At 56.8% G+C, this 22,409-nt stretch carries 23 protein-coding genes, 1 tRNA gene, 1 other RNA gene and 1 pseudogene; 5 read left to right on the top strand and 21 right to left on the bottom strand.

Going from position 1 to position 22,409, the window contains the following annotated elements:
- The first annotated feature begins 599 nt into the window (after window positions 1-599).
- Entirely contained in the window at window positions 600-842 is a 243-nt protein-coding gene (locus AAC01S_RS08385; RefSeq protein WP_067621242.1) for an AbrB/MazE/SpoVT family DNA-binding domain-containing protein, read from the top strand.
- Between the two features lie 78 nt (window positions 843-920).
- On the opposite strand, the gene rsmI is transcribed toward AAC01S_RS08385, so the two are convergent.
- From rsmI to ytaF, 9 genes and pseudogenes are all read right to left on the bottom strand, one after another.
- Window positions 921-1,796 (bottom strand): 16S rRNA (cytidine(1402)-2'-O)-methyltransferase, encoded by an 876-nt coding sequence (gene rsmI / locus AAC01S_RS08380; protein WP_067621241.1) that lies wholly within the window; start codon window positions 1,794-1,796, stop codon window positions 921-923.
- A 117-nt stretch (window positions 1,797-1,913) separates the two neighbouring features.
- The gene (locus tag AAC01S_RS08375; RefSeq protein ID WP_067621240.1) at window positions 1,914-2,222 is read right to left on the bottom strand and encodes an initiation-control protein YabA; all 309 of its coding nucleotides are present in this window, start codon (window positions 2,220-2,222) and stop codon (window positions 1,914-1,916) included.
- A gap of 37 nt (window positions 2,223-2,259) precedes the next feature.
- A pseudogene (locus tag AAC01S_RS08370) lies at window positions 2,260-2,898 on the bottom strand (PSP1 domain-containing protein); the annotation flags it as partial.
- Window positions 2,898-3,845 carry a DNA polymerase III subunit gene (locus AAC01S_RS08365; protein ID WP_067621238.1) on the bottom strand — a complete coding sequence of 316 codons (948 nt, stop codon included), beginning with the start codon at window positions 3,843-3,845 and terminating at the stop codon, window positions 2,898-2,900. The gene AAC01S_RS08365 and the pseudogene AAC01S_RS08370, both read right to left, overlap by 1 nt.
- Before the next feature lie 56 nt (window positions 3,846-3,901).
- Window positions 3,902-4,231 (bottom strand): cyclic di-AMP receptor DarA, encoded by a 330-nt coding sequence (gene darA / locus AAC01S_RS08360; protein ID WP_067621237.1) that lies wholly within the window; start codon window positions 4,229-4,231, stop codon window positions 3,902-3,904.
- A 40-nt stretch (window positions 4,232-4,271) separates the two neighbouring features.
- Window positions 4,272-4,916, bottom strand: coding sequence for a dTMP kinase (gene tmk / locus AAC01S_RS08355; RefSeq protein ID WP_157071103.1), 645 nt, complete (start codon window positions 4,914-4,916; stop codon window positions 4,272-4,274).
- Entirely contained in the window at window positions 4,903-6,384 is a 1,482-nt protein-coding gene (locus tag AAC01S_RS08350) for an aminotransferase class I/II-fold pyridoxal phosphate-dependent enzyme (protein WP_157071102.1), read from the bottom strand. The genes tmk and AAC01S_RS08350 overlap by 14 nt, the downstream gene beginning before the upstream one ends.
- 149 nt (window positions 6,385-6,533) lie before the next feature.
- Window positions 6,534-6,764, bottom strand: coding sequence for a sigma factor G inhibitor Gin (locus AAC01S_RS08345; protein ID WP_067621236.1), 231 nt, complete (start codon window positions 6,762-6,764; stop codon window positions 6,534-6,536).
- Window positions 6,765-6,832: 68 nt separating this feature from the next.
- Window positions 6,833-7,447 (bottom strand): sporulation membrane protein YtaF, encoded by a 615-nt coding sequence (ytaF, locus tag AAC01S_RS08340; protein ID WP_067621280.1) that lies wholly within the window; start codon window positions 7,445-7,447, stop codon window positions 6,833-6,835.
- 127 nt (window positions 7,448-7,574) lie between these two features.
- Between ytaF and AAC01S_RS08335 the strand changes: the two genes are divergently transcribed.
- Window positions 7,575-9,269 carry a putative polysaccharide biosynthesis protein gene (locus AAC01S_RS08335; RefSeq protein WP_083511624.1) on the top strand — a complete coding sequence of 565 codons (1,695 nt, stop codon included), beginning with the start codon at window positions 7,575-7,577 and terminating at the stop codon, window positions 9,267-9,269.
- 11 nt (window positions 9,270-9,280) lie between these two features.
- Here AAC01S_RS08335 and AAC01S_RS08330 read toward each other — a convergent pair whose 3' ends face one another.
- The 10 genes from AAC01S_RS08330 to AAC01S_RS08285 form a co-directional block, all read right to left on the bottom strand.
- Complete coding sequence (locus AAC01S_RS08330) at window positions 9,281-9,559, bottom strand: pro-sigmaK processing inhibitor BofA family protein (protein WP_157071101.1); 279 nt, start codon at window positions 9,557-9,559, stop codon at window positions 9,281-9,283.
- A gap of 29 nt (window positions 9,560-9,588) precedes the next feature.
- Window positions 9,589-9,957, bottom strand: a complete 369-nt coding sequence (locus AAC01S_RS08325; RefSeq protein WP_083511623.1) for a YaaL family protein — start codon at window positions 9,955-9,957, stop codon at window positions 9,589-9,591.
- Between the two features lie 112 nt (window positions 9,958-10,069).
- A complete protein-coding gene (gene recR, locus AAC01S_RS08320; RefSeq protein ID WP_067621235.1) occupies window positions 10,070-10,669 on the bottom strand; it encodes a recombination mediator RecR in 600 nt (199 codons plus the stop codon).
- A gap of 1 nt (window position 10,670) precedes the next feature.
- Window positions 10,671-10,982: a YbaB/EbfC family nucleoid-associated protein gene (locus tag AAC01S_RS08315; protein WP_067621234.1), complete on the bottom strand. Its 312-nt coding sequence runs from the start codon at window positions 10,980-10,982 to the stop codon at window positions 10,671-10,673.
- 6 nt (window positions 10,983-10,988) lie between these two features.
- Complete coding sequence (gene dnaX / locus AAC01S_RS08310; protein ID WP_067621233.1) at window positions 10,989-12,725, bottom strand: DNA polymerase III subunit gamma/tau; 1,737 nt, start codon at window positions 12,723-12,725, stop codon at window positions 10,989-10,991.
- An 86-nt stretch (window positions 12,726-12,811) separates the two neighbouring features.
- Complete coding sequence (locus tag AAC01S_RS08305) at window positions 12,812-13,927, bottom strand: two-component system sensor histidine kinase NtrB (RefSeq protein ID WP_245630128.1); 1,116 nt, start codon at window positions 13,925-13,927, stop codon at window positions 12,812-12,814.
- A gap of 212 nt (window positions 13,928-14,139) precedes the next feature.
- An RNA gene (ffs, locus tag AAC01S_RS20370) (signal recognition particle sRNA small type) lies at window positions 14,140-14,239 on the bottom strand.
- 86 nt (window positions 14,240-14,325) lie between these two features.
- Window positions 14,326-14,415: transfer RNA gene (locus tag AAC01S_RS08295), tRNA-Ser, on the bottom strand.
- Window positions 14,416-14,428: 13 nt separating this feature from the next.
- Entirely contained in the window at window positions 14,429-14,920 is a 492-nt protein-coding gene (gene tadA / locus AAC01S_RS08290; protein ID WP_067621231.1) for a tRNA adenosine(34) deaminase TadA, read from the bottom strand.
- Window positions 14,921-14,925: 5 nt separating this feature from the next.
- A complete protein-coding gene (locus AAC01S_RS08285) occupies window positions 14,926-15,216 on the bottom strand; it encodes a late competence development ComFB family protein (protein ID WP_067621230.1) in 291 nt (96 codons plus the stop codon).
- Window positions 15,217-15,273: 57 nt separating this feature from the next.
- On the opposite strand from AAC01S_RS08285, the gene AAC01S_RS08280 reads away from it, so the two are divergent.
- From AAC01S_RS08280 to AAC01S_RS08270, 3 genes are all read left to right on the top strand, one after another.
- Window positions 15,274-16,080 (top strand): YheC/YheD family protein, encoded by an 807-nt coding sequence (locus AAC01S_RS08280; protein ID WP_067621229.1) that lies wholly within the window; start codon window positions 15,274-15,276, stop codon window positions 16,078-16,080.
- Window positions 16,081-16,242: 162 nt separating this feature from the next.
- Complete coding sequence (asnB, locus tag AAC01S_RS08275) at window positions 16,243-18,090, top strand: asparagine synthase (glutamine-hydrolyzing) (protein ID WP_067621228.1); 1,848 nt, start codon at window positions 16,243-16,245, stop codon at window positions 18,088-18,090.
- An 821-nt stretch (window positions 18,091-18,911) separates the two neighbouring features.
- A complete protein-coding gene (locus AAC01S_RS08270; RefSeq protein WP_067621227.1) occupies window positions 18,912-20,324 on the top strand; it encodes a multicopper oxidase domain-containing protein in 1,413 nt (470 codons plus the stop codon).
- On the opposite strand, the gene AAC01S_RS08265 is transcribed toward AAC01S_RS08270, so the two are convergent.
- Window positions 20,299-21,975, bottom strand: a complete 1,677-nt coding sequence (locus tag AAC01S_RS08265) for an outer membrane protein assembly factor BamB family protein (RefSeq protein ID WP_067621226.1) — start codon at window positions 21,973-21,975, stop codon at window positions 20,299-20,301. The two genes, AAC01S_RS08270 and AAC01S_RS08265, sit on opposite strands and share 26 nt — an antisense overlap.
- A 141-nt stretch (window positions 21,976-22,116) precedes the next feature.
- Window positions 22,117-22,409: hypothetical protein (locus AAC01S_RS08260; protein ID WP_217997819.1), on the bottom strand; the 293-nt coding region annotated here is incomplete at its 5' end.

Below are 22,409 nucleotides of genomic sequence, written 5' to 3'. Positions count from 1 at the left end.
GATCCTCCTTTGTGTACAGATACAGGTGCCCAACGAAGCCCAAAAAGCCCCGTCCCAATTGGGACGAGGCCAAGCTCGTGGTACCACCCAACTTCGCGCCGCCTTGTCAAAGCAGTAACACCTTGACACAGTTCGCGCCTTGTCGCGGACGATAGACGTCCTTTCGCTAACGGGAAACCCGCGATCACCTCAGCGCACCGTTTGGCACAGACCTCAGTGATCGATTCTCCGGAACCATACTCCCCAACCGCACTGTTGCCGGCTTCCACCCTCCCGGCTCGCTGAAAACCGCATCGTTGGGTACCATTCCTTCACAGAATCTGACCTATGGATATTGCTTGTTCCATCACATGATACGGGATGACGACGCCGGATCGCAAGCCTGAGCACGACGATAGCAGGAAAGCTTGGAATGTCAGCACGTGGAACGTCAACGACATTCAAAAATGTAAGGACTTGCAAAAAACAATACATCCATTATAGTAAGACTATAGAAGTAATTGCTTGCTTCGCGTACTTCGGTAGAAATCGCGTGCAGGAGCAGCTACTTCCAACAACACTATACAGAGAAAGACAAATTTTTGAACGGGGATGGTACAGTGAAATCTACAGGCATCGTACGCAAGGTTGACGAATTGGGTCGTGTTGTAATTCCCATCGAGCTCCGCCGCACGCTTGGCATCGGTGAAAAAGATGCCTTGGAAATCTACGTGGATGGTGATCGAATCATCCTGAAGAAGTACGAACCAGCTTGTATCTTCTGCGGCCAAGCTGACGAGATTATTCATTTCAAAGGCAAGAACATCTGTCCTTCTTGTATTACTGAAATGCAACACGCGTAACACAACACAAACAAAAGGGCTGTCCATGAACGCCGCAAGGCGAACGGGACAGTCCTTTTGTTTGTCGTCCAGAGGCTCTTACGGGTCGCGGCGTTTCAAGGTCATGTTGTAGAGTTCGCGCCGGTTGACACCAAAGCGCTGCGCCGCCTCGGCGACAGCTTCTTTGTGCCGCACACCGCTGCCCAACGCCGACATCACGTGTTCCATCGCACTCGTCATCGACATGTCGGCATCCTCTTCGAGATCGTCGGCCGACGGCCTGTTGTCGACCATGACGACGTATTCCCCTCGCGGCGAATTCGCTTCTACATCGCGGAGCAACGCCGAAAGTGTGGATCGCAAGAACGTCTCATAGCGCTTGGTCAACTCGCGGGCAAGGACGGCGGCCCTGTCCCCGAGCGTATCAAGCAAGAATGCGAGAGTCGATGTCAAGCGATGAGGCGCCTCATAGATGACGAGCGTCGCTGGAACTTTCGCAAAGGGTTCAATCCAAGCTTGCCGCTCCTTCTGCTGGCGAGGCGGGAAGCCAAGGTACACAAAGGGCGTCACAGGCAGCCCGCTTCCGACCAGACCTGCCAACAAGGCGCTCGGACCAGGCACCGGAACGATGTCGACGCCAAGTTGAATAGCGGTCTCGACGATGAGCGCCCCTGGATCGGACACCATAGGCGTCCCTGCGTCAGACACGAGTGCAATATGCTTGGCACTGGCGAACAGTTCCCCGATCCAGCCTTGTCTCGCTTTCTCATTGTGCTGATGATAGCTGACGAGGCGCAGTGGATGAATGTCAAAGTGCGTGAGCAATTTGCGCGTGTGTCTGGTATCCTCGCACAGCACAACGTCCGCGGATCGCAGCGTATCCAACAGACGTTGACTCACATCGGACAAATTGCCGATTGGGGTGGAACAAATGGAGAGCTTCGCTCTTTGCAACGTCAAATCGTCGCCGTTCAACCGAGTCACCTGCCAAAAACGGGGCCATGCGCAGCCTCGAGCGGATGCTCGAGACTGCACAGACCCCGTTGAGTTATCTGGTGAAATCTTGCTTTCAACAAGTGAAACCTCAATGATCTACGCCCTCTCGATGAACGAGAGGCAGAATAAACACTCGCCTTCCGTACGCAAGCTCCCATACTTGACATTGCAGATATGAAATCCCTCTCGATATATTCGCCAAAGGTTCTCTTGGGCTGAACCCAGTTCAGGTTTCGTCGATTTACCCACAGACTCGGCTTGAAAATGCTCGTTTTCGCGCCGAAGTCGTTGGTTCTCCTCGATCAGTTCCTGGATGGTGTGTTTCAAAGTTCCGAGTTCCATGTACAATTCGCCGATTCGCTCTTCCAAATTGGCAACTTGCACAAACAACGATTGTTTGTCCATAGCGGACCGACCTCATTTACGCCATCGCGTCCTGATCTTGATAAGCGTCGTTTTCAAACTTCAAACAACACATCAAGCGGCCACACAGGCCCGATATTTTCGACGGATTTAAGGATAAACTCTGATCTTTCGCCATGCGTATGGATACAGGGTCAAACTCGCCCATCCACGTCGAGCAGCACAGCAAACGTCCACATGGACCAATGCCACCGAGGATTTTCGCCTCGTCGCGAACACCGATTTGCCGCAACTCGATTCGGACGCGAAACACACTGGCCAAATCCTTGACCAACTCGCGGAAATCGACACGACCTTCGGCCGTAAAATAGAAAATGAGCTTGTTTCGATCAAACGTGTATTCAGCATCGACCAATTTCATTTCGAGCTGATGACGGGCGACTTTCTCACGGAACGTCGTCATCGCTTGGCGTGCCCGTTCGCGATTCTCTGCCAGCGTCAGTTCGTCGCTTTCCGTGGCGATGCGCATCACTTGCTTCAGCGGAAGAACGACCGATTCTTCTGACACCTCTCGCTTGCCTACGACAACCCTGCCGTATTCAACACCTCGGGCCGTTTCAACGATCACGTGCGTTTCCTTTTGTATCGGCAGATCCCCGGGATCAAAGTAGTAGATCTTTCCCGCGGGTTTAAAACGGACGCCGACTATTTCATACATCAGTTTGAAACCTCCCGCAATCGGATACACATCTGCTCGAAGTTGAGGAGTGCAACGACGTGAGACTGCAGACGGGATCGACTGTCTAATACAATCTGTACCGCGTTGGCCCACTGTTCAACTTCCAGTATGGGAGCAAAGCGCAAGATGTGATTCTCCCAATCGCGAAATCGGCGCTGCGAAGCACCGATGCGGGAATACAGGATGTCACGCAGCCATTCGGCGAGAAACATCAAGCTGTCTGTCGCAGGTACCTGTTCACAATACGACTGCCACCTGGCAGCCAACAGGAGAGTGGGTTCTCTTTCAAGAAGCCACATCTCCGTCCATCTTATCATTTTCTCAACGAAGCCATCAAACGAATCATTTTCCGTATCGCCGAGCAAAGCTTGCAGTTTGGGAATGACGTCGTGATCCGAAGACCGAAACGCGTCGGGCGCGGCGAGTTCGTAGATAAACGCCCGAGAGCGGATGGTGGACAGCACGGTTTGCCGTCGGGAGGCCGTCAAAATGGCGTACACGTTGGCTTCCGGTTCCTCCAGGGTCTTCAACATGCGATTCGCGGCGACGCCTGTCATCGTGTCAACGCCCTCGAGCAGATACACCTTTTTGCCCGAATGGCCTTTGGTGACCAACCAGCGTTGTACCGCTTCAACATCGCCTGTGCGGATAGGAGCGTCGGTGACTTCAAAATAATCAGGATGTGTTCCGGATGCGAATTGAACGCAGGAGGGACAACTGCCGCAGGGCTCCGCCAAGGAAATCTCGCCATTGGCGCACAACAAGCGCTGAGCAAGGGAACGTGCCGCGACGCGCGCGATGGAAGCTGGCCCAACCGGCCCGATGAGCAGAAGCGCGTGCGGCATCCTGCCCGACACAAGTCCTTCCAGGAGCGACGTTGGCAAGTCGACATGTGGCAAAACGGATTCGCTGCGCTCGTCCATCATCTGCGACACCCCCCAGCATCTTCGTTGTGCGACGCAGCGACGCGGTCAACCGCACTTCAGAATTGCGCAAACTGCTCGATGTCGAGGACAAATACCGTCGCCCCGCCCACCTGCACGTTGACCGGGTAGGGAATGTACGACTCCATGCTGGCTCCCATCGGCGACATCGGTGCCACGACCTGTTCGCGCGCCTTGCACGACTGTTGGATGATGCTCTTGACGTGATCCACCAAATGATCTTCGGTGCCAATGAGGAAGGTGGTGTTGCCGGCATGAAGAAATCCGCCTGTCGACGCAAGCTTGGTCGCCCGAATATTCTCTTTGACCAGGTTTTGTGCCAACTTTGCGCTATCTTTGTCCTGCACAACCGCAATGATCAGCTTCATTCTCAGTCACCTGCCTATGGATTTCGTGTCGTTCATTGCTTTAACTTTGTCTGATATATTTCCATATGATGTCGCGTATTTCCTGCTCTATGGCGTCTGGATCCTGCGCCGCGTCGACGATTTTGACGCGTTCCAATTCACGATTGGCGATCTCGCGAAAGGCCGATTGAACCCGGTGGAAGAACTCGTCATCCCTTTGTTCAATTCGATCCAACTGCCCGCCTCCCCGCGAGCGGACGAGACGATCGCGGGCGGACGCCCAATCGAGATCGAACAAAATCGTGATGTCCGGACGCAAGCCATCGAGCGCAAACGCGTTGACCTGCGCCACCAGTTCCGGACCCAACTGCAGCCCAGCGCCTTGGTACGCGATGGACGCGTCGACGAATCGATCGCAGAGGACGACCTTTCCCTCCGCCAGCGCCGGTCGGATCACCCTGTCCACCAATTGCGCGCGCGACGCGGCGTACAGGAGAACCTCCGCCCTGGGGGACATGTCGTCGTACGCAGGGTTGAGGAGTATGGAGCGAACGGCGTCGCCAATCGCGGTGCCTCCGGGTTCGCGCGTCCGTGCCACGTGCAGACCTTGGCCTTCGAGCCACCGCGACAGCCGCAGAATTTGCGTCGTCTTGCCAGCGCCGTCGATCCCTTCAAACGTGATGAAAATACCCTTACCCAACGTCATCGCACACCTCAATCTGTTCGTGGTCCGAAACTCCAAGAACCGTCAATCCGGCAGCCGACAGCGCGCGAATCCGCTCCACGTGATGGCCTTGAACGACTTGCCCAGGCCACAGCATGGGAACACCAGGCGGGTACGGCGCGATGGCCCTTTTCAAAGGCCGACCGACGGCGTCCGCCAGCGAGACGAGCCGGCCAGGCGCGAGCCAGGCTTCGCGGGGCGTCAGCACAAGGTCGTCAGGCGATACACTCCTGTACAAGTCGCCTACGCTATCCATATGTGGCTCGGCGAGTTCCAATGAATTCGCATCGCGCCAGTGCTGATAAACAGAAAAGAACCGTTCCAATTCCGCGATCGGCTGGCCGAAGCCAAAAATCGCCAACGCCCCGGACCCATCCGCGTATTCGAGAAAAACACCTTGCTTGACCAGCACGTCGTTCAGGGCCAGACTCAACTCCAGTCTGCCAGTCGGTATCCACATCCGCATCGGATCCGCCTTGATGCCTTGTGCGGTGTGAATGTCGGGATCGCGATAACGGGCGAGCCGTGCCAGTGTCGCGCTGGCCGCTTCGGGCCCTTCGCCGTGCAGCCATGCCTGGGCGGCGTCGAGTGCCGCGAGCAACAGGTACGAGGGACTTGTCGTTTGCAAGAAATTCAGCGCTTCGCGCACTTGGGCTGGGTCCACAACATCACCCGCAACGTGCACCCAAGCCGCCTGCGTCAGACACGGCAACGTTTTGTGCGGGCTTTGGACGACGATATCGGCTCCCAATTGAACGCTGTGTTGGTGAAGCCCGGTCGTCAAGCCCAGATGGGCGCCGTGCGCTTCGTCGACAATGACAGGCACGCCGTACTCGTGCGCGATGTGGACCATCTCCGCGATGTCCGCCAAGAATCCCTGATAACTTGGAGATGTCACAACGACGCACGCCACATCGGCGCGATCCCGCAAGACCGCGTGCAGATCTGCGCCTCGCGGCGGATAAAACGTCTGACATTCCGGCCACCACGCCGACGGAATCCACACAGGCAGGGCATCCGCATGAGCCAATCCCCGCCAAACACTCACGTGGCACGGTCCGAGCAGGACGACCTGTCGACGGTTTCGCCGCACGCACGCGTGAATGGCTGCCATCACGCAGGCGGTCGAACCGTTCACACTGTAGTAGGTCGCACGTGCACCGTAGTATGAAGCTGTTCTTTCTTGCGATTGAAGAATGCAATCCGTGGCCTGGTGGAGATTGTCCAAACCGGGCAGTTCCGTCGCGTCCAGTCGGGTTGCCTGACCGAGCCACGGCGACAACGCCCGATGGATGGATTTCCCTCCATGATGACCTGGAACATGAAGAGAGACCCGCTCTTGACCAGCGTGGCGAAACAAAGCGTCCAAGACGGGCGCAGCCCCCGCCGCAGTTCCGTCTCCCATGCCGAATTTTGATACATCATCTGCTGTGTGTTGCTCGGCCCGCATCGACGACCGCCTCTCCGCATCGACTATTGTGTCTTTCCATCATATCGGGAAGCTCCATTTTGAAGCAATGAAAAAATCCGAGCATCGGCCCGGATTCGTCGATACTGTGCGGCCTTGTGCAGGTCCGCGGCCCGTGATCTGACTTCTCGTCAGTTCATTTCGTCAATCGAATGTGACAACGACAGCGCGGACAACCAGATGCGTTTCATTTCTTCCACGTAGCGGGAATAAGCCTCGTCTCCGACATCGGCATGCACGATCTCGCGTTCGCAATCCAAGCAAATCATCTGGCCGAATATCCGGATGCCTTCTTCCTTCGGCTTGTGGCAGATGATGCACTCTGACAACGCCAGCGACACATTTTTCACGGGTTCCACCATCCAACACACCTTCTCGCATAACCTTGTCTATCTTGCTCTAGTTTGTCTCAAAACCCTTTTCCGTATACCTACCAAATCTGATGCACACCGATAGCCAGCAACAAAAGTCCGGCAATCAGCGTGGCTTTGTCGCCGAGCGCCTTCGCTGCATAGCGCCGCCCCAGATAGGCAGACAAGCCAAGTAGAACGAAGGAGAAAACCGTGACAAACAGCGTGGTGCCCCACAGGTTCAAATGCGTGACGCCTGCGTCGAAACCGCCTGCGAACGCGTTCATCGCGAGCGCGATGCCCAATATGACGGCCTCTAGCATACCTATGGTCTTGGATTTGTCGAAGTCCGCCTCAGCCGGATCTTCCAATATTCTCCCAATCACGCTGCCGTTCCGTGCCGCTTTGAGACGCTTTCGGCGGGATCGATACGGTTCCGAAATGATCCAAAGGCCGACGGCAAACATCACCGCCGCGCCGATTCCGTTTGCGACAACCGGGTGGATATAGCGGCTGAGCGTGCTGCCGACCCATCCTGACAGGATGGTGGCAATTCCAGTGATAAACGCCACAATCAGATTTGCCAACGTGGAAATATGGATTTTTCGAACGCCGTATGCGATGCCGACGCCGGCATTGTCTAGGTTTGCTGCGATGGCCAAAGCGAGCATGGTCAACAGACTTGTGATTGCCATGCGTCCCACCCCCGGTCTTCTCCACACCTTATGACGAACGCACGTCCTTGTTTCTGAAAGGGGATCGGTACTTGTCCAACAGGGGTGACGGCCTGTGCTATAATCTCATCGATATGGGGGTGAAGAGGTGAGTCGTCCCGGAACGTCGAGCCTAGCCCGTGGAGCTTCTCTGTATGTGATCTGCGTAGCCATTGCGAAGGTGCTTGGCTTGGTTTGGATCATCCCAGTGACGGCCATCATCGGACCTGCTGGCAATGCGATATACAGCAACGCCTATTCCATCTACAACATTCTTCAACAACTGGCAACAGCCGGCTTTCCGCTGGCCATGGGCAAACTGATCAGCGAACGAAGGTCCAACGGTGAGCGCGCTGTTGTGGAACATATCTATCGCGTGACAATGCGATCGCTGATGCTGTTCAGCATCGTCGCCTTCCTGTGCATGTGGTTTGGCGCACCGCTGTTCGCGAACATGACCTCGCTGAAGAACGCGCACGAATCTGTCGCGCAAAATGTACCGTCCATTCGCGCGGTGTCGCTGATGCTTCTGGTGATTCCGGCGATCAGCGGCTTGCGCGGCTATTTGCAAGGATTCCAGCGTATGGAAGGCCCTGCCTACTCGCAGACGATAGAACAGTTGTTCCGCGTCATCACAATGGTAGTTGGGGCATATCTGGTCGTCGATGTGTGGAAGGGCAACCGGACCGTTGACGGGGCCGCCGCGGCGACGTTTGGAGGCTTTGTCGGCGGAATCTCGGCATTGGTCCTGCTGATTGGATTCGCTTGGAGGCTCCGGCGCAAAGAACGCGCGTACGGATATGAAGAGAGCCCATTTCGCAACGGACAGATTTTGCGCATGGTCTATAAATTGGCCCTTCCCGTCAGCTTGGGCGGGCTGGTTGTCCCCATCGCCAATGTGGTCGACTCTTGGACCGTAACCAACCTGTTGCAGGCCACGGGTGAAACGTACCAGCAAGCGCTGACCAACTACGGCATCTACACGCGCCAAGCCATGTACCTTGTGATGCTACCGATGTCCTTTGCCTACGCGATTGGCGTATCTGTCCTGCCGTCGGTCTCTGCGGCCCGTGCGAAACGCGATCAGTCCGAGCTGCAATCCAATATCGTCTTTACCCTGCGGAGCATGTTTCTGTTAAGCTTTCCGACGTCGGCGGTCCTGCTCGTACTGAGCCGCCCGATTAACGAATCCCTGTTCGGCATGTCCGCGGGATCGACCATCATCTCCACCGTCTCGTTTATGAGCATCTTTGCAAGTATGGAGCTTATTTCGACGTACATTCTGCAAGGTTTGGGGAAGATGTATCGGCCAGTGCGGAACATGTTTATCGGCGTGGCCATCAAGACGGGGCTCAATTTCGCGCTTATTCTCACGACACACTCCGTGATTGGCGCAGCCATCGCGACGACCGTAGGGTACCTGTTCTCGTCGCTGCTGAACGTTGCGGCTGTGCGCAAGTACGGTCAAGTCCATTTTTCCGTCACGAGGATCATGCGCCCGTTTCTGCGAGCCTCTATCGTTCTTGTCATCTTCCTGTTCGTTGTCAACTGGGGTATCCATGCAGGCCTGCACGGCATGTTGACAGGAACGAAGGCAGAGCGCCAGATCGCCTATGTGATCCAACTGCTTGTCACCGGCGGACTGGGCGCCCTGCTGTACCTGCTGCTTGTCCTGAGGAGCGGCGCGCTGCGCCAAGACGAATTGCGGTCCATCCCGGGTATTGGACGCATTCTGGCGAAATACGGAGCACGTTTCGTGAAGACGCGCCAGGCGGCGCCCCTTCGCACCCATCGGCGGCGGTAACACCCTGGGGTTTACACCATCACCCACAGCTTCAACGCAATCAGGGCTGCGATCCCGGGGATCCCCAGGATGCCCGCCGTCACTGCGGTAAGCGGATTGAATGGCAGATGAAAATGCAGATACGCGCCTACCCAATTGACGGCCAAAACCAATACACATCCGATGGCGATGTTGCGCAAGATGACCCATGTCGCGCGACCTGGCCTACGAAAGAACTGCCCTATCAAAAATGCGCCAATCACGATTGCTCCGCACCACAACCAGATGGGCGGAATGTGCAGACCAGCCATGGTTCCTCACCTCCTGCCGCAACACCAGTTCAGTTGATCCGCCATTCGTCGGAAACCCAGTCCCACTGGCGGCCTTCAAAGGAAATCCCCCGTTCGCGCGCCGTCCGGAACAGATAATTCAGATGTCGCTCGGCGGCGCCGATGCGGAATACGATATGGTCAATGAGCAACGGATCGGATACTTGATCAAACAAATTTCTGGCAATCTCCAGTTCTCGATGGCTCTTCAGGACTTCTCTCAGGAAATTCTGAGGGTTGATGCGGTCGAGATCCACTTCGTGCGATGGCGAAGTGTGACCTTTCGGCGGCTGCTGTCCAAGTGAATCGACGCTTGTCCTGTGTTGCACATCCACGGATACGGCTGGGGAATTCGTTTGAAGTTGATCGTCGTGTTCCAATCGGATCGCCCCCCTTGTCCAATTAGTACATCTTAGTCGCAAGGGGGACCGAATATGACCGAAACGAGACAATTTGCTAGAGATGATGAGAGACGATGGAGGATTCAGGAGATTACAGCGAACGTCTGCCTTCGAGGGCTTTCGCGAGTGTCACTTCGTCGGCGTATTCCAAATCTCCGCCGACAGGCAATCCATGGGCAATCCTTGTAATCTTCAAGTTGAACGGCCTCAGGAGACGGGAGATATACATCGCCGTAGCTTCCCCCTCGACGTTGGGGTTGGTGGCCAAAATCACCTCATCGACATCCTCTTGGCCGATTCTCGTCACGAGTTCCTTGACGCGAATCTCCTGCGGGCCGATACCTTCCATCGGCGAGATAGCCCCATGAAGCACATGGTACAGCCCGTGATACTCGTGCGTGCGTTCCATCGCCATCACGTCCTTGGGCTCCTGAACGACGCAAATCACCAACTTGTCCCGCCTTGGATCGCTGCAGATCGAACACGGCGATGTTTCCGTAATATTGCAGCAGATGACGCACTCGGTCAGCTGCGTCTTGATGTCTTGCAAGGCTTTCGCAAACTCGGCAACGTCTCGTTCTTCCATGCCCATGACGTGAAAGGCCAGTCGAGCAGCCGTCTTTGGACCAATGCCGGGCAGTTTCATAAACTGCTCAATCATGCGTGCTACAGGTTCCGGGTATCCCCACATGTTAGAACAACCCTGGAATATTCATACCTTTAGTGTACTTGCCCATGGTCGATTCGGTCATCTCGTTCACTTTCCCAAGCGCGTCCTGGAACGCCGCCAGAACCAAATCCTGCAGCATTTCGACGTCGTCTGGAGTGACAACGTCTGGACTAATCACGACCGATGTCACTTCCTTGTGCCCGTTCATCGAAATTTTCACCGCACCGCCGCCGGCGCTGCCTTCGACGACCTGCTCTCCCAAGGCCTCTTGGGCTTTCAGCAATTCTTCCTGCATTTTCTTGGCCTGGCGCATCAGTTGATTCATATTTTTCATGACTCATCATCCCTCGTCTTCCAAAATGACTTTATCCGCGCCGAATAATTCGACTGCGGCAGCAACGATATCCCTCTGCGGCTGTTCAGATTCCGCTTGCCGCTGACTCGCCTCGCGCTCGGCAAGATAGTCGTCCCAATCCGATTTCAACAAAGCGAATAATTGAAAATCCCGCTCCAAAATGACCTGAAAAGCCGCTTCGATGGTCTGTCGATCCGTCGCTTTCATCACCGCCTCGCGGTGAATCTTGCTCCCAAACGACAACACGACGGCGTAGTCTGTGACCAGCGCCACGTCACCGTGGGTCAGCCACGCGTGCGTCTGGATTCTGTCCGATTTCACCTTGTCCAGCACATCCGGCCAGCGCAACTTCACCATGTCTTCGAGCTCTGGATTGCGTTCGGCAAACAGGCGCTCCAGCGTCTCCCGCTTGCGATCGCCAGTCGCCCCAGGGCGCCGCCTGGTGGCAGCCTGACTGGGCGCGCGCGTCGATCCCGGCTCCGCAACCGGCTGGTTCAGCGGGGTGATCGGCACCGCGGCAGCCGATGCCGTCGGAGCGGCACTTGGTCTGACCGCGGTCGGTGCAACGGCGGTCGGTGCCGCCCCCCGCTGCGCTGGCTCTGCCGTCGCGATCGGCACAGCCTCAGCCTTGCCACCTCGCGGCAAGGCTGAGACGGTCAGCAAACAGGTTTCCAACGCCAGTCGGGGCTGCTCGACATAACGCATTTGCGTGTATAGTTCACCAAGTTTGGTCAACGCGGTCAGAATCCATTCAGTCGATACCTTCGTGTCGTCGATGATCGCCCGATAAGGCTCCACCGGCTTGCCGGCCAAGGCGTCGTCCCCACGGGCTAGCATGACAATAAACAAATCTCGAAACACTTGCAACAGGTCGTTTGCGATCCGCGTCGGGTCCTTGCCGTTGGCGTACCACGACGCCAGGCGATCCAACGCCTTCAAATGCTCGGCGGCGGCCAAATCCGCGACCAGACTCAGCAAAGCACGCGTATCGACGCCGCCAATCACCGAAGCGACTTCTTCTTCCGAGATGGATCCTTGGCCGAACGCGGCCGCTTGTTCAAGCAGCCCCAGCGCATCGCGCAAGCCGCCGTCGGCCGCCTCCGCAAGCTTCCAAAGCGCCGTGGCTTCCGCCGTCCACTGCTGATGTTGAACGACTTCCGACAGCCGCTCCACAATCGTCTCCGTGGCAATCCGGTGGAAATCGAAGCGCTGGCAGCGCGATACAATGGTGCTGGGGAGGCGATGGGCCTCCGTCGTCGCAAGCAGGAACACGACATGCGCGGGAGGTTCCTCCAACGTCTTCAGCAGGGCGTTGAACGCCTCCGTCGTCAACATGTGTACCTCGTCAACAATGTAAACTTTCTTGCTGACCGTCGTCGGTAAGTAATGGACTTTATCGCGCAATTCCCGGATCTCGTCGACACCGCGATTCGAAGCCGCATCGATTTCCTCGACGTCGACATTGTTCCCGCGCGTGATCGAAACACACGCATCGCACTCGTTGCAAGGCTCCGAGCCATTGCGCGCCGTGCAGTTGATAGCCTTCGCGAACAGCTTTGCCGCGCTCGTCTTGCCCGTCCCACGGGGGCCGCAGAACAAGTAGGCGTGGGCAACCTGCCCGCTGGCTATGGCGTTCATCAACGTCTGCCGGACATGTGGTTGCCCAATAAAATCGGCAAACGACTGTGGTCTCCAGGTCCGATACAATGCTTGGTAGGCCACACGCGTCCCCCCTCTGGTCTAACACTACCACAGGAACGACCACGTTTCACGAAGTACGCTTTCGCGCAGTCGATGAACCGGCCCCATCAAGGTGAATCCTGGTCTTTCGAGTTCGAGTGCACAAGCGGATGGATGGAGGCTTCTCGCCTCACCGGAAGCGAAACCGTGAATATCGTGCCGAACCCTTTGGAAGAAACGCGAATGTGTCCGCCGTGATCGGTCACAATCCGCTGGCATATGGCAAGGCCAAGGCCTGTACCCTTTTCCTTGGTCGTATAGAAGGCGTCGAAAATCCTATCGAACAGGTAGTATGGAATGCCGGGCCCCGTGTCGGAGATCTTGATCTCGACGCACTTCTGCACTTCCCGCGCCTCGACGTGGAGCGAGCCCCCCCCTTCCATCGCCTCGATGGCGTTGCGGATCAAATGAAGCAAGAGTTGCTGGATCATCTTGCGATCCGCCTGCAACAAAATCTCCCCGTCGATATGAAAAGACGTTTGGATGCCCGCCTGACGCGCCGCGTCCTCCATTGCGCGACAGACGTCATGGATCACGTCGGCCACCGCAAACGTCGACCATGTCATCTCGTGCGGACGAGACAGCAACAAGAGCTCCGCCACGAGCGAATTCACTCGCTCGATTTCCCCCATCATCATCTGAACGTACTGAACTTCCTCGCTCATCACGCCGTTCTGCAGGCGTTGCTCCAAAACCTGCAGAAACCCTTTCACCGTCGTGAGCGGGTTGCGAATTTCATGGGCGATCCCGGCCGCCAGCTTCCCGACAGTCGCCATTTTCTCGACCCGCTGCGTCGTTTGATCCAGCAGCGCAAAGTTGCCCATATCTTTCATGACCATATATATCCCATAGACGCGACCATCCGACGACTGGTGTAAATAGGTATCCACTAACACGTGCCGCACAATTCCGCCGACTTCCCACTTCACCACAGCGTCTCGGTACTCCGCCTCGCTGTGCACCATGTGCGCAATCAACTCGTATTCTTCGGTATCTTCTCCCAGCAAATCCCGAAGATTCTGGTGCTGCATCACACCTCTGGGCGCTCCGAGCAAGTCGGACGCAATATCGTTCAATATGCCGATTTCGAGATCCTTTGAAATGTACAATACGCCCGCGTTCAACAATTCGATGTCAGGGACATGTTCTCGGTATTGCTGGGATTGTTTGACGAGTTGTTTCACCAGAATCACCTGTCTCCTGCTCAGATTTGTTCTGGGAGTATTCGAAGGCGATTGAACGATTCCTTCTCCGTGACAAAACTTCCGCAGGCTCGACAGGATATGACAACAGGAATGGGGCTTTGAGCAGGGAGCTTACGAAAGGCCGGGGACGTCACGCAAGGAATCGACGCACATCACGTCCATCACGCAAAAATCGCGATCTCTGACCAAGCCCCGACTAGGCACGCCCACGTCGCCCGAAAGGTCTCCCTTAGTGCTGCTTCCGTCAGGACCTGACACGATTCAGGAGTTTTCGCCGCATGGGACCCAGTCAGGTCTTGGTCAGAAACCGCGACTTGAGTTGGTTCCAAACAGGAGATGTCCGACAGTGCGAGCGCTCTGCCGGACATCAAGTTACTTGGCGGAGAGAGTGGGATTCGAACCCACGAGCCCCTTGCGGAGCTACTCGCTTTCGAGACGAGCTCTTTCGACCACTCAGACATCTCTCCACGATGACTTCATTCAGTACGCCCCGTCAGTACGAACCGTACGAATGCGCCGGAAAAAATCCTTTAGTATTTTAGCACACTCTTCGTCCAAAATGCCAGATGTAATGTTTGGAGTATGGTTCCAAAGACCCGGAGTCAGCAATCCCACTTTCGATTCAATGGCACCGCCCTTTGGATCCGCCGCGCCATACACCAAATGGCTCACGCGAGAGAGCATAATCGCGCCAGCACACATTGGACAGGGTTCAAGTGTGACATACAGCGAACAGCCTGTCAACCGCCAGCGATTCAACCGTCGACTCGCTTCCTGGAGCGCGATGAGTTCCGCATGGGCCGTGCCGTCGCGCCAGGATTCCCGCCTGTTGAAGCCAGCTCCGACGACGGTGTCTTCGAAAACGACGACCGCGCCGATTGGAACCTCGTTTGCCCTTTGCGCCTGGGCCGCTTGAGCCAAAGCGGCGCGCATCCAAAATTCATGTCGATCAGGTGCCGAGCCGACATCCATCCGTATTACACGCTCCCGCCTTGCTCACCGCGCGAATGGTGGGGATGACTGGCCACGACCATGGCAGCCGACGTCAATTCCTTCAGAACGTCGGACTGCAATTGCGGCTGCATGTAGTTCGCCTTGACGAAGACGCGGCCGGACTCGGTTGAAACATAGCGGGCAGGCAGCTTGTTCAAAGCCATCGCCAGCACATCATCGACACATTGCTCACATTTGCAAGTCAAAATGGAATTGATTTCGTCTCGTTTCAGCATCTCTTTCGCCAACTGCTCTGTGTAATTGAAGACAGTCACCCTTATCCCTCCCACAGACACTTTGCATATGGTGGTGATCAAACGGAGGTGTTACCGTTGCCGCGTGGTCAATTGGACATGAATCGGCTGTTTCTCGATAAATGGCAAATGTATTTGGCCTTGACCGAAGCGAACTTGCCAAACCTCAATCTACCTTATACACAACTGCTCCAACACACATCCCCCGGCATGCTGGACCGTTTTGACGCATGGTACATCAAGCCATGCCATACATGGGGCGGAAACGACATTGCCAGACTGAACCGCCGCAAATCAGGCTGGGCGCTTCAATTCAGTTCCGGTTTGCGCATCACGCCTCAAAACGCGTTGGAAGCGTTGGAAGCCCTGCAAAACCGATACCCATTGAACACCACGATTGTTCAGCAGGAAGCACCCGTCGCCAAGTGGCGCGGCCGCACGTTCGATGTTCGCGTTCTGTGTCAACGCGATCAACGAGACCAGTGGCTGGTGGCTGGCACGCTTGTCCGCGTTGGAGGGCTGGGTAGTATCGTGTCCAATATTGGAACGGGGCACGGCAAAGTGCTTCCAACATCCGCAGTACTGCAACAATTATATCAAAAGCAGCCAACCAGGCGCGCACTCACAAAAAAATTGAACACAACCAGTTTGGCCATCTGCCATGCACTCGACACGTATTATCCGTTTGAGGAAGTCGGGATCGACTACGGGTTGGATGAATTGGGTGGAATTTGGTTATTTGAGGTAAACACCAACGATCGACTCGGCGGACCAAGCCACGACCTATTCTCTCAACTTCCCAATACGCGAGTATATGAAGCGATTGAAGCGAGATCGCGAGCCCGAGTGCTGCAAATGATCGCCGACGCGCTGAACCAGTCATAGCGCAAGCCCTGGCCCGGCCCCTTGCACGAACCCCGACGGAACACTCGCAGCCAAATCCGCCGAGTCGATGGGCACCAAACGCCCATCTCTGTCATAAGCTGTGGAGATTTTGTCAGCGCCTGCGTTCGTAAGGCGGAATTCACGTTTGAGGAGGAAGAGCGCATGTGCGGAATTACAGGGTGGGTTGATTGGACCCGCGACCTCAGTTATGAAACCCCAATCGTGCAATCCATGGGAGATGCGCTGTGCTCGCGCGGGCCTGATGCTGAAGGGCTGTGGGTGACGAGTCATGCGGTATTCGCACATCGTCGATTGATTGTGGTCGATCCCGACGGCGGGCTTCAACCGATGACCCGGACATTTGGCGAACGGGCGTACACCATCGTATATAACGGCGAGCTGTACAACACCGAAGACATTCGCCGGGAACTCGTGTCGCTTGGCTACCACTTCGAGGGCTATTCGGACACGGAAGTGCTGCTTGTCTCCTATGTGGCGTGGGGGCCCCAGTGTGTCGAAAAATTGAACGGCATCTTCGCCTTCGCGATATGGGACGATGCGAATCAGCGTTTGTTCATGGGGCGTGATCGACTCGGCGTCAAACCTTTGTTCATCAGCCGCGTGGGGCAAGGCATCATCTTCGGATCCGAAATCAAAGCCCTGCTGAGGCACCCGGCCATCGAACCCGTGATCACGGAAGAGGGCTTGGCCGAGATTTTCTCGATGGGTCCCGCCAGGACTCCAGGCCATGGCGTGTTCGAGCAGGTTGAAGAGTTGCTGCCCGGCCATATCCTGATTGGTTCGCCGGATGGCATGAAGATGCAATCGTACTGGAAGCTGCAGAGCTACGAGCACGAAGATTCGCTCGACACCACGGTGGAGCGCGTCCGCGAATTGATGGTTGACATCGTGGAGCGGCAATTGATTTCCGATGTTCCCATCGCGACATTCCTGTCCGGAGGCTTGGACTCGAGCGTCGTATCCGCGATCGCCGCCCGTTACTTCAAACGGACCGGCCGCGACGCTTTGCACACGTACGCCATTGAGTTCAAGGACATGGAAAAGCATTTCACGGCGAACGCGTTTCAGAAGAGCTTGGATGGGCCATGGGCTGAGAAAATCTCGAAGTTCATTGGCAGCGTGCACCATCGCGTGATCTTCGACACACCCGATTTGGCTGAACACCTGCTCCATCCGCTCCACACCAGAGATTTACCCGGCATGGCCGACATCGACACATCGCTCTTTTTGTTCTGCAAGCGCGTGAAGGAAGATGTGACCGTGGCGCTGTCCGGCGAAGCGGCAGACGAGGTTTTCGGCGGATATCCTTGGTTTCACCGCGAAGACGCGCTCAAAGCCGACACATTCCCGTGGTCGCTCAGGTTGCATGAGCGGATGGGCATCATGTCGGATGAGTTGAAACAGCGGATCAAACCGCATGAATACGTTCGTGAACGGTATCTGCAAGCCCTCTCGGAGGTTCCGAAACTCCCCGGGGAAAATGCCCGCGACGCGCGCGTGCGCGAAATCGGTTATTTGTCCATCACCAGGTTTATGCCGACATTGCTGGATCGGAAAGACAGAATGAGCATGGGCTCCGGCCTGGAAGTGCGGGTTCCATTTTGCGATCACCGCCTCGTCGAATATGTATTCAACATCCCTTGGTCGATGAAAACCGTCGGGAACGAAGTGAAGGGCATTCTCCGAAAAGCGATGGAAGGCTATCTGCCTGACGACGCGTTGTACCGCAAGAAGAGTCCATACCCATCGACGCCCAATCCCGCGTACTTGGCACTCGTGCGCGAGAAGGCCCTGGCCGTGGTCAACGATCCGTCGTCGCCGATTCTGCCTTTCATCGATCCGTCGTCTGTCCGCGCACTCGCGCAGATGAGTTACAGTCCCACGGAACACCGCCCATGGTTCGGACAGATTATGGGCACGGCCCAAATGTTCCACTACCTTTACGAAACGAATGAGTGGATGAAACAGTACAGCGTTCGAGTGAAGTAAAGGCGAGGGGGGGGCGCGACCGAGCCGGCAGCCAGGTGGGCGGCGGGGAGCGGCGCGGGGCGAGGGGCGAGGGCGGGGCGAGGGCGGGGCGCGGGCAGGGCCGCGGGCGGGGCGCGAATAAGCCGCCTCAGGCCGCTTATGTGTGTCGAATCGTCTCATTCGCGACGAATAAGCGGTCCACGACCGCTTATTTACCCGTGGCCGGGCCGTTTCGGGGGCACCGGAGGCAAATAAGCAGCTCGGGGCCGCCTATTTCCTTTCGATCCGGTCATTCCGCCAAAATAAGCGGCTGACGGCCGCTTATTTCACCCCGGCCGCTCGCCAGCCCCGGCCCCTTGCGATCGCCTTCGCCCTTCGCCGGCCATCGCGATCGCGCTTCCCCATGCTTGACCCTTATGCCCAGCAACTGGCCTCATCTCCAATGGCACGCACATAAGCCGCCTCAGGCCGCTTATGTGTGTCGAATCGTCTCATTCGCGACGAATAAGCGGTCCACGGCCGCTTATTTGCCTGTAACCGCGCCGTTTCGGGGGCACCGGAGGCAAATAAGCAGCTCGGGGCCGCCTATTTCCTTTCGATCCGGTCATTCCGCCAAAATAAGCGGCTGACGGCCGCTTATTTCACCCCCGTGTCACCCCCGTGTCAGCCACCCAGCCACGCCGCTCCCACCAGCCCCGGCCTTGTGACCGTTTTTTGTCAATCGGCCGATTCGGCCTCAAAATGGTCCTTTTTGCTGACGACAAGCCCACCCAAACGCCGTATGATTGGACCTTGGAAAAACTAGCAGAGCTGATTCCATATGAAGAAAGAGGACGTAGCCGATGAACAAGCGACTCAGACGTGCGCTTTTCTCGATCGCGGCCGTCAGCCTTCTTGGGCTCGCCGGCTGTCAGTCGCCAAACACAGATACAAACGGCGCGGGGAACAAGACAAATAACATGACGAGTTCACCTGTCGTTCAAGGCCATCATGCGACGGTAAATCTGCAAGACTCGCAATTCCAGCCTGTCAGTATCCACGTGACCGTCGGTACGACTGTCACGTGGAAAAACGACGACTCGATGGCGCACACGGTGACGAGCGGCGCGGATCGAACGGCGGATGGGAAATTCGATTCAGGTGAACTGGATCCGGGTAAATCGTTCTCGTACACGTTTACCAAGGCAGGTACGTATCCGTATTTTTGTGCGTACCATGGGGACATGAACGGCACCGTGATCGTCACAGCCACCGGATCGTCCGCGTCGTCCGCATCCGGGAATTCCGCGTCGGGCAACTCCATGAACATGGGCATGAACATGTCCGGGTCAAACGACACCAGCGACACCAATTCGGCTGCGGGCAGCAGCGAGACGACGAGCGACAAGGTCGCGCCGCTCGGAACTGGCACGTCTGGCGAACCGGAGGGAAAGGACGATATTCGCCTGTTGCCGTACAAGCTGGTGAACGGCGTCAAGGTGTTTCACTTGACGGCAGAACCGGTTTGGTGGCAGGTGAAGCCTGGTGAAAAGGTCGAAGCGTGGGCATATAACGGAAGCGTGCCGGGGCCGGAGATCAAGGTGGATGAAGGCGACAAGGTCAAAATCATCGTCGACAACAAATTGCCCGAGGGCACGACTGTGCACTGGCACGGCTTGGATGTGCCGTTCGCGCAGGATGGAACGGGCGGCATCAGCCAGCCCGACATCAAACCCGGTCACACCTGGACGTACACGTTTACCGTGAATGCGCCGGCTGGAACCTACATGTACCACAGCCATCCGATGACCGATATGCTGAAGCAGGAAAACATGGGGCTGTGGGGCCCATTCATCGTCGAGCCAAAAGGGACAGGCTGGCGGCAAGTTCACCCAGGGTACCAGGACGAATATACCTTGATCGTGAACGATTCACCTCAATTCGGATACACCATCAACGGTCTGTCGTATCCAGCGACGCCCGTCATGCCGGCAAAAGTCGGGGACAAGGTGCTCGTTCACCTGATCAATATCGGATCGATGGACCATCCGATGCATTTGCACGGGTTCCACTTCCAAGTGATCAACCAGGACGGGTACCCCATCAAGGACCCGCTGACGTTGGACACCATCGATACGTCGCCGGGATCGACCTACGATCTCTCGTTTGTCGCGAATCAGCCGGGTAAATGGCTGTTCCACTGCCACATCGCCGATCACACCACGGACGGCTCGCAGATGAGCGGCATGATCACGATGTTCGACGTGACGAAGTAGCCAACTGGAAGGTCACGATCTCCACATCGCCGTCATACGGGAACAGTCCTTGCAGGGACGCGCTTTCGCCAAGCGCGAAAGTGAGGAAGGTGTGCCCGCCCGCGCGATAGAGGATGGGCGCGCTGCCGGCTGGAATATGCGCGTTGTACGACCAGACGGTCTTCCCTGTCGCCATGTCGACGCCGTAAAGCCATCCGTTTGCTTCGCCGAAATACGCGGTGCCTCCAATCGACGCGGTGACGCCGCCGATCGCGGGCGTGGCCAATGTCTTTTGCCACACCACGTTCCCGGTCGCCGTGTCGATACTGGTCAGTGTTCCTGTCCAATCTCCCGCAGGCGCGGCGGTGGCGTCGGTTCCGTCGTCCACGCGATAGCTGGTGTGCGTGGTCGGGGCTGCGCGAACGTATTCGGGACCATTGATGCCGCTGACGATCACGTCGCCGTCAGCCGGATCGTAGGCGCTCGGCCCGTAGTTCGCACCGCCTTCCGATCCCGGCCATTCCAGGGTCGCCTCGCTCGTCGGCGGCACATGATGCTCCTTCACAAACGCGACGGGTCCAAACACCGGGCGACCCGTCTTCGTATACCATTCATACCATCGTCCGTCCTTGCCCGCTTCGCCGACGGCCAGTTGGCCGTTTACCTGAAACAACATCGGCGGCGATGCGACATCGTAATCCCACAAGTCGTGCGCCACCTCTTGGCGGTACCAGTTGACGCGGCCGCTGTCAGCGCGAACGGAAACAATCGCGTCCGTCATGGGATCCGGCCCGGATCGCTGCTCGCCAAAATAGTCCGGTGACGGATTCCCTGTTCCAAAAAACAGTTGGTTGGTGGCCGGGTCGTAGGCAGGGGAGTTCCATACCGCGCCGCCGCCGTGATCGCCCGTCTTCGGCACCCACCCCTGGCCGCGTTGGGGTATCGTGAAGGTCCTCCACAGTAATTTGCCGCTGCTAGCGTTGTAGCACGCTTCAAAGCCGCGCACGCCTTCGTCTCCACCTGCGCTGCCGACGAACACCTTGCCATCCGCATAGAGCGGCGCCATCGACTCAAAATACCCTTCGTCCTCGTCCGCCACCGTCACCTCGTAGCGGACTTGCCCAGTCTTCTGCGACAGCGCAACCAGCTTATCATCCGGCGTCAGCACAAAGACGTCGCCAAGGCCGAGCGCGACTCCACGGTTGATGGTCGGAATTCCCTGATCCAGATGGAGCGTCGGCGAATACGTCCAGCGCCGCTTGCCTGTGGCCGCATCGATGGCCATCACGGCCCCCTGCATCGTCGTCACGTACAGCGTCCCGTTTTGCTCCAGCGGGAAGGTTTCGCTGCTCCCACCGGACGCGATGGGGATCTCGTATCGTTTTGTCCATTGCTGCCCCGTCGCCGAAAACGAGATGGGGGACACCCTGTCCTGCCACAGGTTGTTTCCAAAGGTCGGCCAGTCGGCCGACAACTGCAGTTTCGCGGCTGGCTTGGCCGCTGGAGTCTGAGCACTGCGGACAACAGTTGCGTTGGCTGCCTGCCGCACGATTGTTGCAGGCTGCGCTTTCACTCGATCTCCGCCGCGCTCCCACCTTTCCATTCCCAAGCCCACGCCCGCGGCGCCGATTGCGATCACGACGCCTATCATCCACGAATATCGCCGTTGCACGGGATCACCTCTTACCGAGGTGACGAGGCAACGCCTGTTTTTGTGACACACACAAAAAAAAGGCCGCCACAAGCAGTCGCAAGTGCCGGGCGATCCTTTTCATTCGTTGAACCACCATGTCACAACGCATTCGCGACTCGTTTACAGACCCTTCGGCTTTGAAACAGGCTTCTTCGCGTAGGCGAAGGTCGTTTTGATATTCAATTGAATCACCATGACGGTCTTGGCCGATCCGTCATCGTCGCTTGGTCCATAGACGCTGTTCGTCACACTGTTCCCCGTCGAACCAGCGTCCGCGTCGCTTTGGCCGTTGATTTGGTCCAACTGCTGCTGATTCAACTTGATCACGAAGGTGGATTGCGTGGTCTTTGCGACCTCTTTCTTCCCAACCATTTCCGTATCCATAACTAAACTGCCTGTTGAATTTTGAAATA

Source organism: Alicyclobacillus acidiphilus NBRC 100859, assembly GCF_001544355.1.
GTDB lineage: Bacteria > Bacillota > Bacilli > Alicyclobacillales > Alicyclobacillaceae > Alicyclobacillus > Alicyclobacillus acidiphilus.
The sequence above is the reverse complement of the archived record's forward strand: the minus strand, read 5'-3'. Positions and strand labels throughout refer to the sequence as shown.

What these genes read in the sequence shown, in the direction of transcription:
- AAC01S_RS08375 (WP_067621240.1), bottom strand. Translation starts at nt 2,222, where the DNA reads ATGGACAAACAATCGTTGTTTGTGCAAGTTGCCAATTTGGAAGAGCGA.
- AAC01S_RS08365 (WP_067621238.1), bottom strand. Translation starts at nt 3,845, where the DNA reads ATGATGGACGAGCGCAGCGAATCCGTTTTGCCACATGTCGACTTGCCA.
- darA (WP_067621237.1), bottom strand. Translation starts at nt 4,231, where the DNA reads ATGAAGCTGATCATTGCGGTTGTGCAGGACAAAGATAGCGCAAAGTTG.
- tmk (WP_157071103.1), bottom strand. Translation starts at nt 4,916, where the DNA reads ATGACGTTGGGTAAGGGTATTTTCATCACGTTTGAAGGGATCGACGGC.
- AAC01S_RS08350 (WP_157071102.1), bottom strand. Translation starts at nt 6,384, where the DNA reads ATGCGGGCCGAGCAACACACAGCAGATGATGTATCAAAATTCGGCATG.
- AAC01S_RS08345 (WP_067621236.1), bottom strand. Translation starts at nt 6,764, where the DNA reads ATGGTGGAACCCGTGAAAAATGTGTCGCTGGCGTTGTCAGAGTGCATC.
- ytaF (WP_067621280.1), bottom strand. Translation starts at nt 7,447, where the DNA reads ATGGCAATCACAAGTCTGTTGACCATGCTCGCTTTGGCCATCGCAGCA.
- AAC01S_RS08330 (WP_157071101.1), bottom strand. Translation starts at nt 9,559, where the DNA reads ATGGCTGGTCTGCACATTCCGCCCATCTGGTTGTGGTGCGGAGCAATC.
- recR (WP_067621235.1), bottom strand. Translation starts at nt 10,669, where the DNA reads ATGTGGGGATACCCGGAACCTGTAGCACGCATGATTGAGCAGTTTATG.
- AAC01S_RS08315 (WP_067621234.1), bottom strand. Translation starts at nt 10,982, where the DNA reads ATGAAAAATATGAATCAACTGATGCGCCAGGCCAAGAAAATGCAGGAA.
- tadA (WP_067621231.1), bottom strand. Translation starts at nt 14,920, where the DNA reads ATGGATGTCGGCTCGGCACCTGATCGACATGAATTTTGGATGCGCGCC.
- asnB (WP_067621228.1), top strand. Translation starts at nt 16,243, where the DNA reads ATGTGCGGAATTACAGGGTGGGTTGATTGGACCCGCGACCTCAGTTAT.
- AAC01S_RS08270 (WP_067621227.1), top strand. Translation starts at nt 18,912, where the DNA reads ATGAACAAGCGACTCAGACGTGCGCTTTTCTCGATCGCGGCCGTCAGC.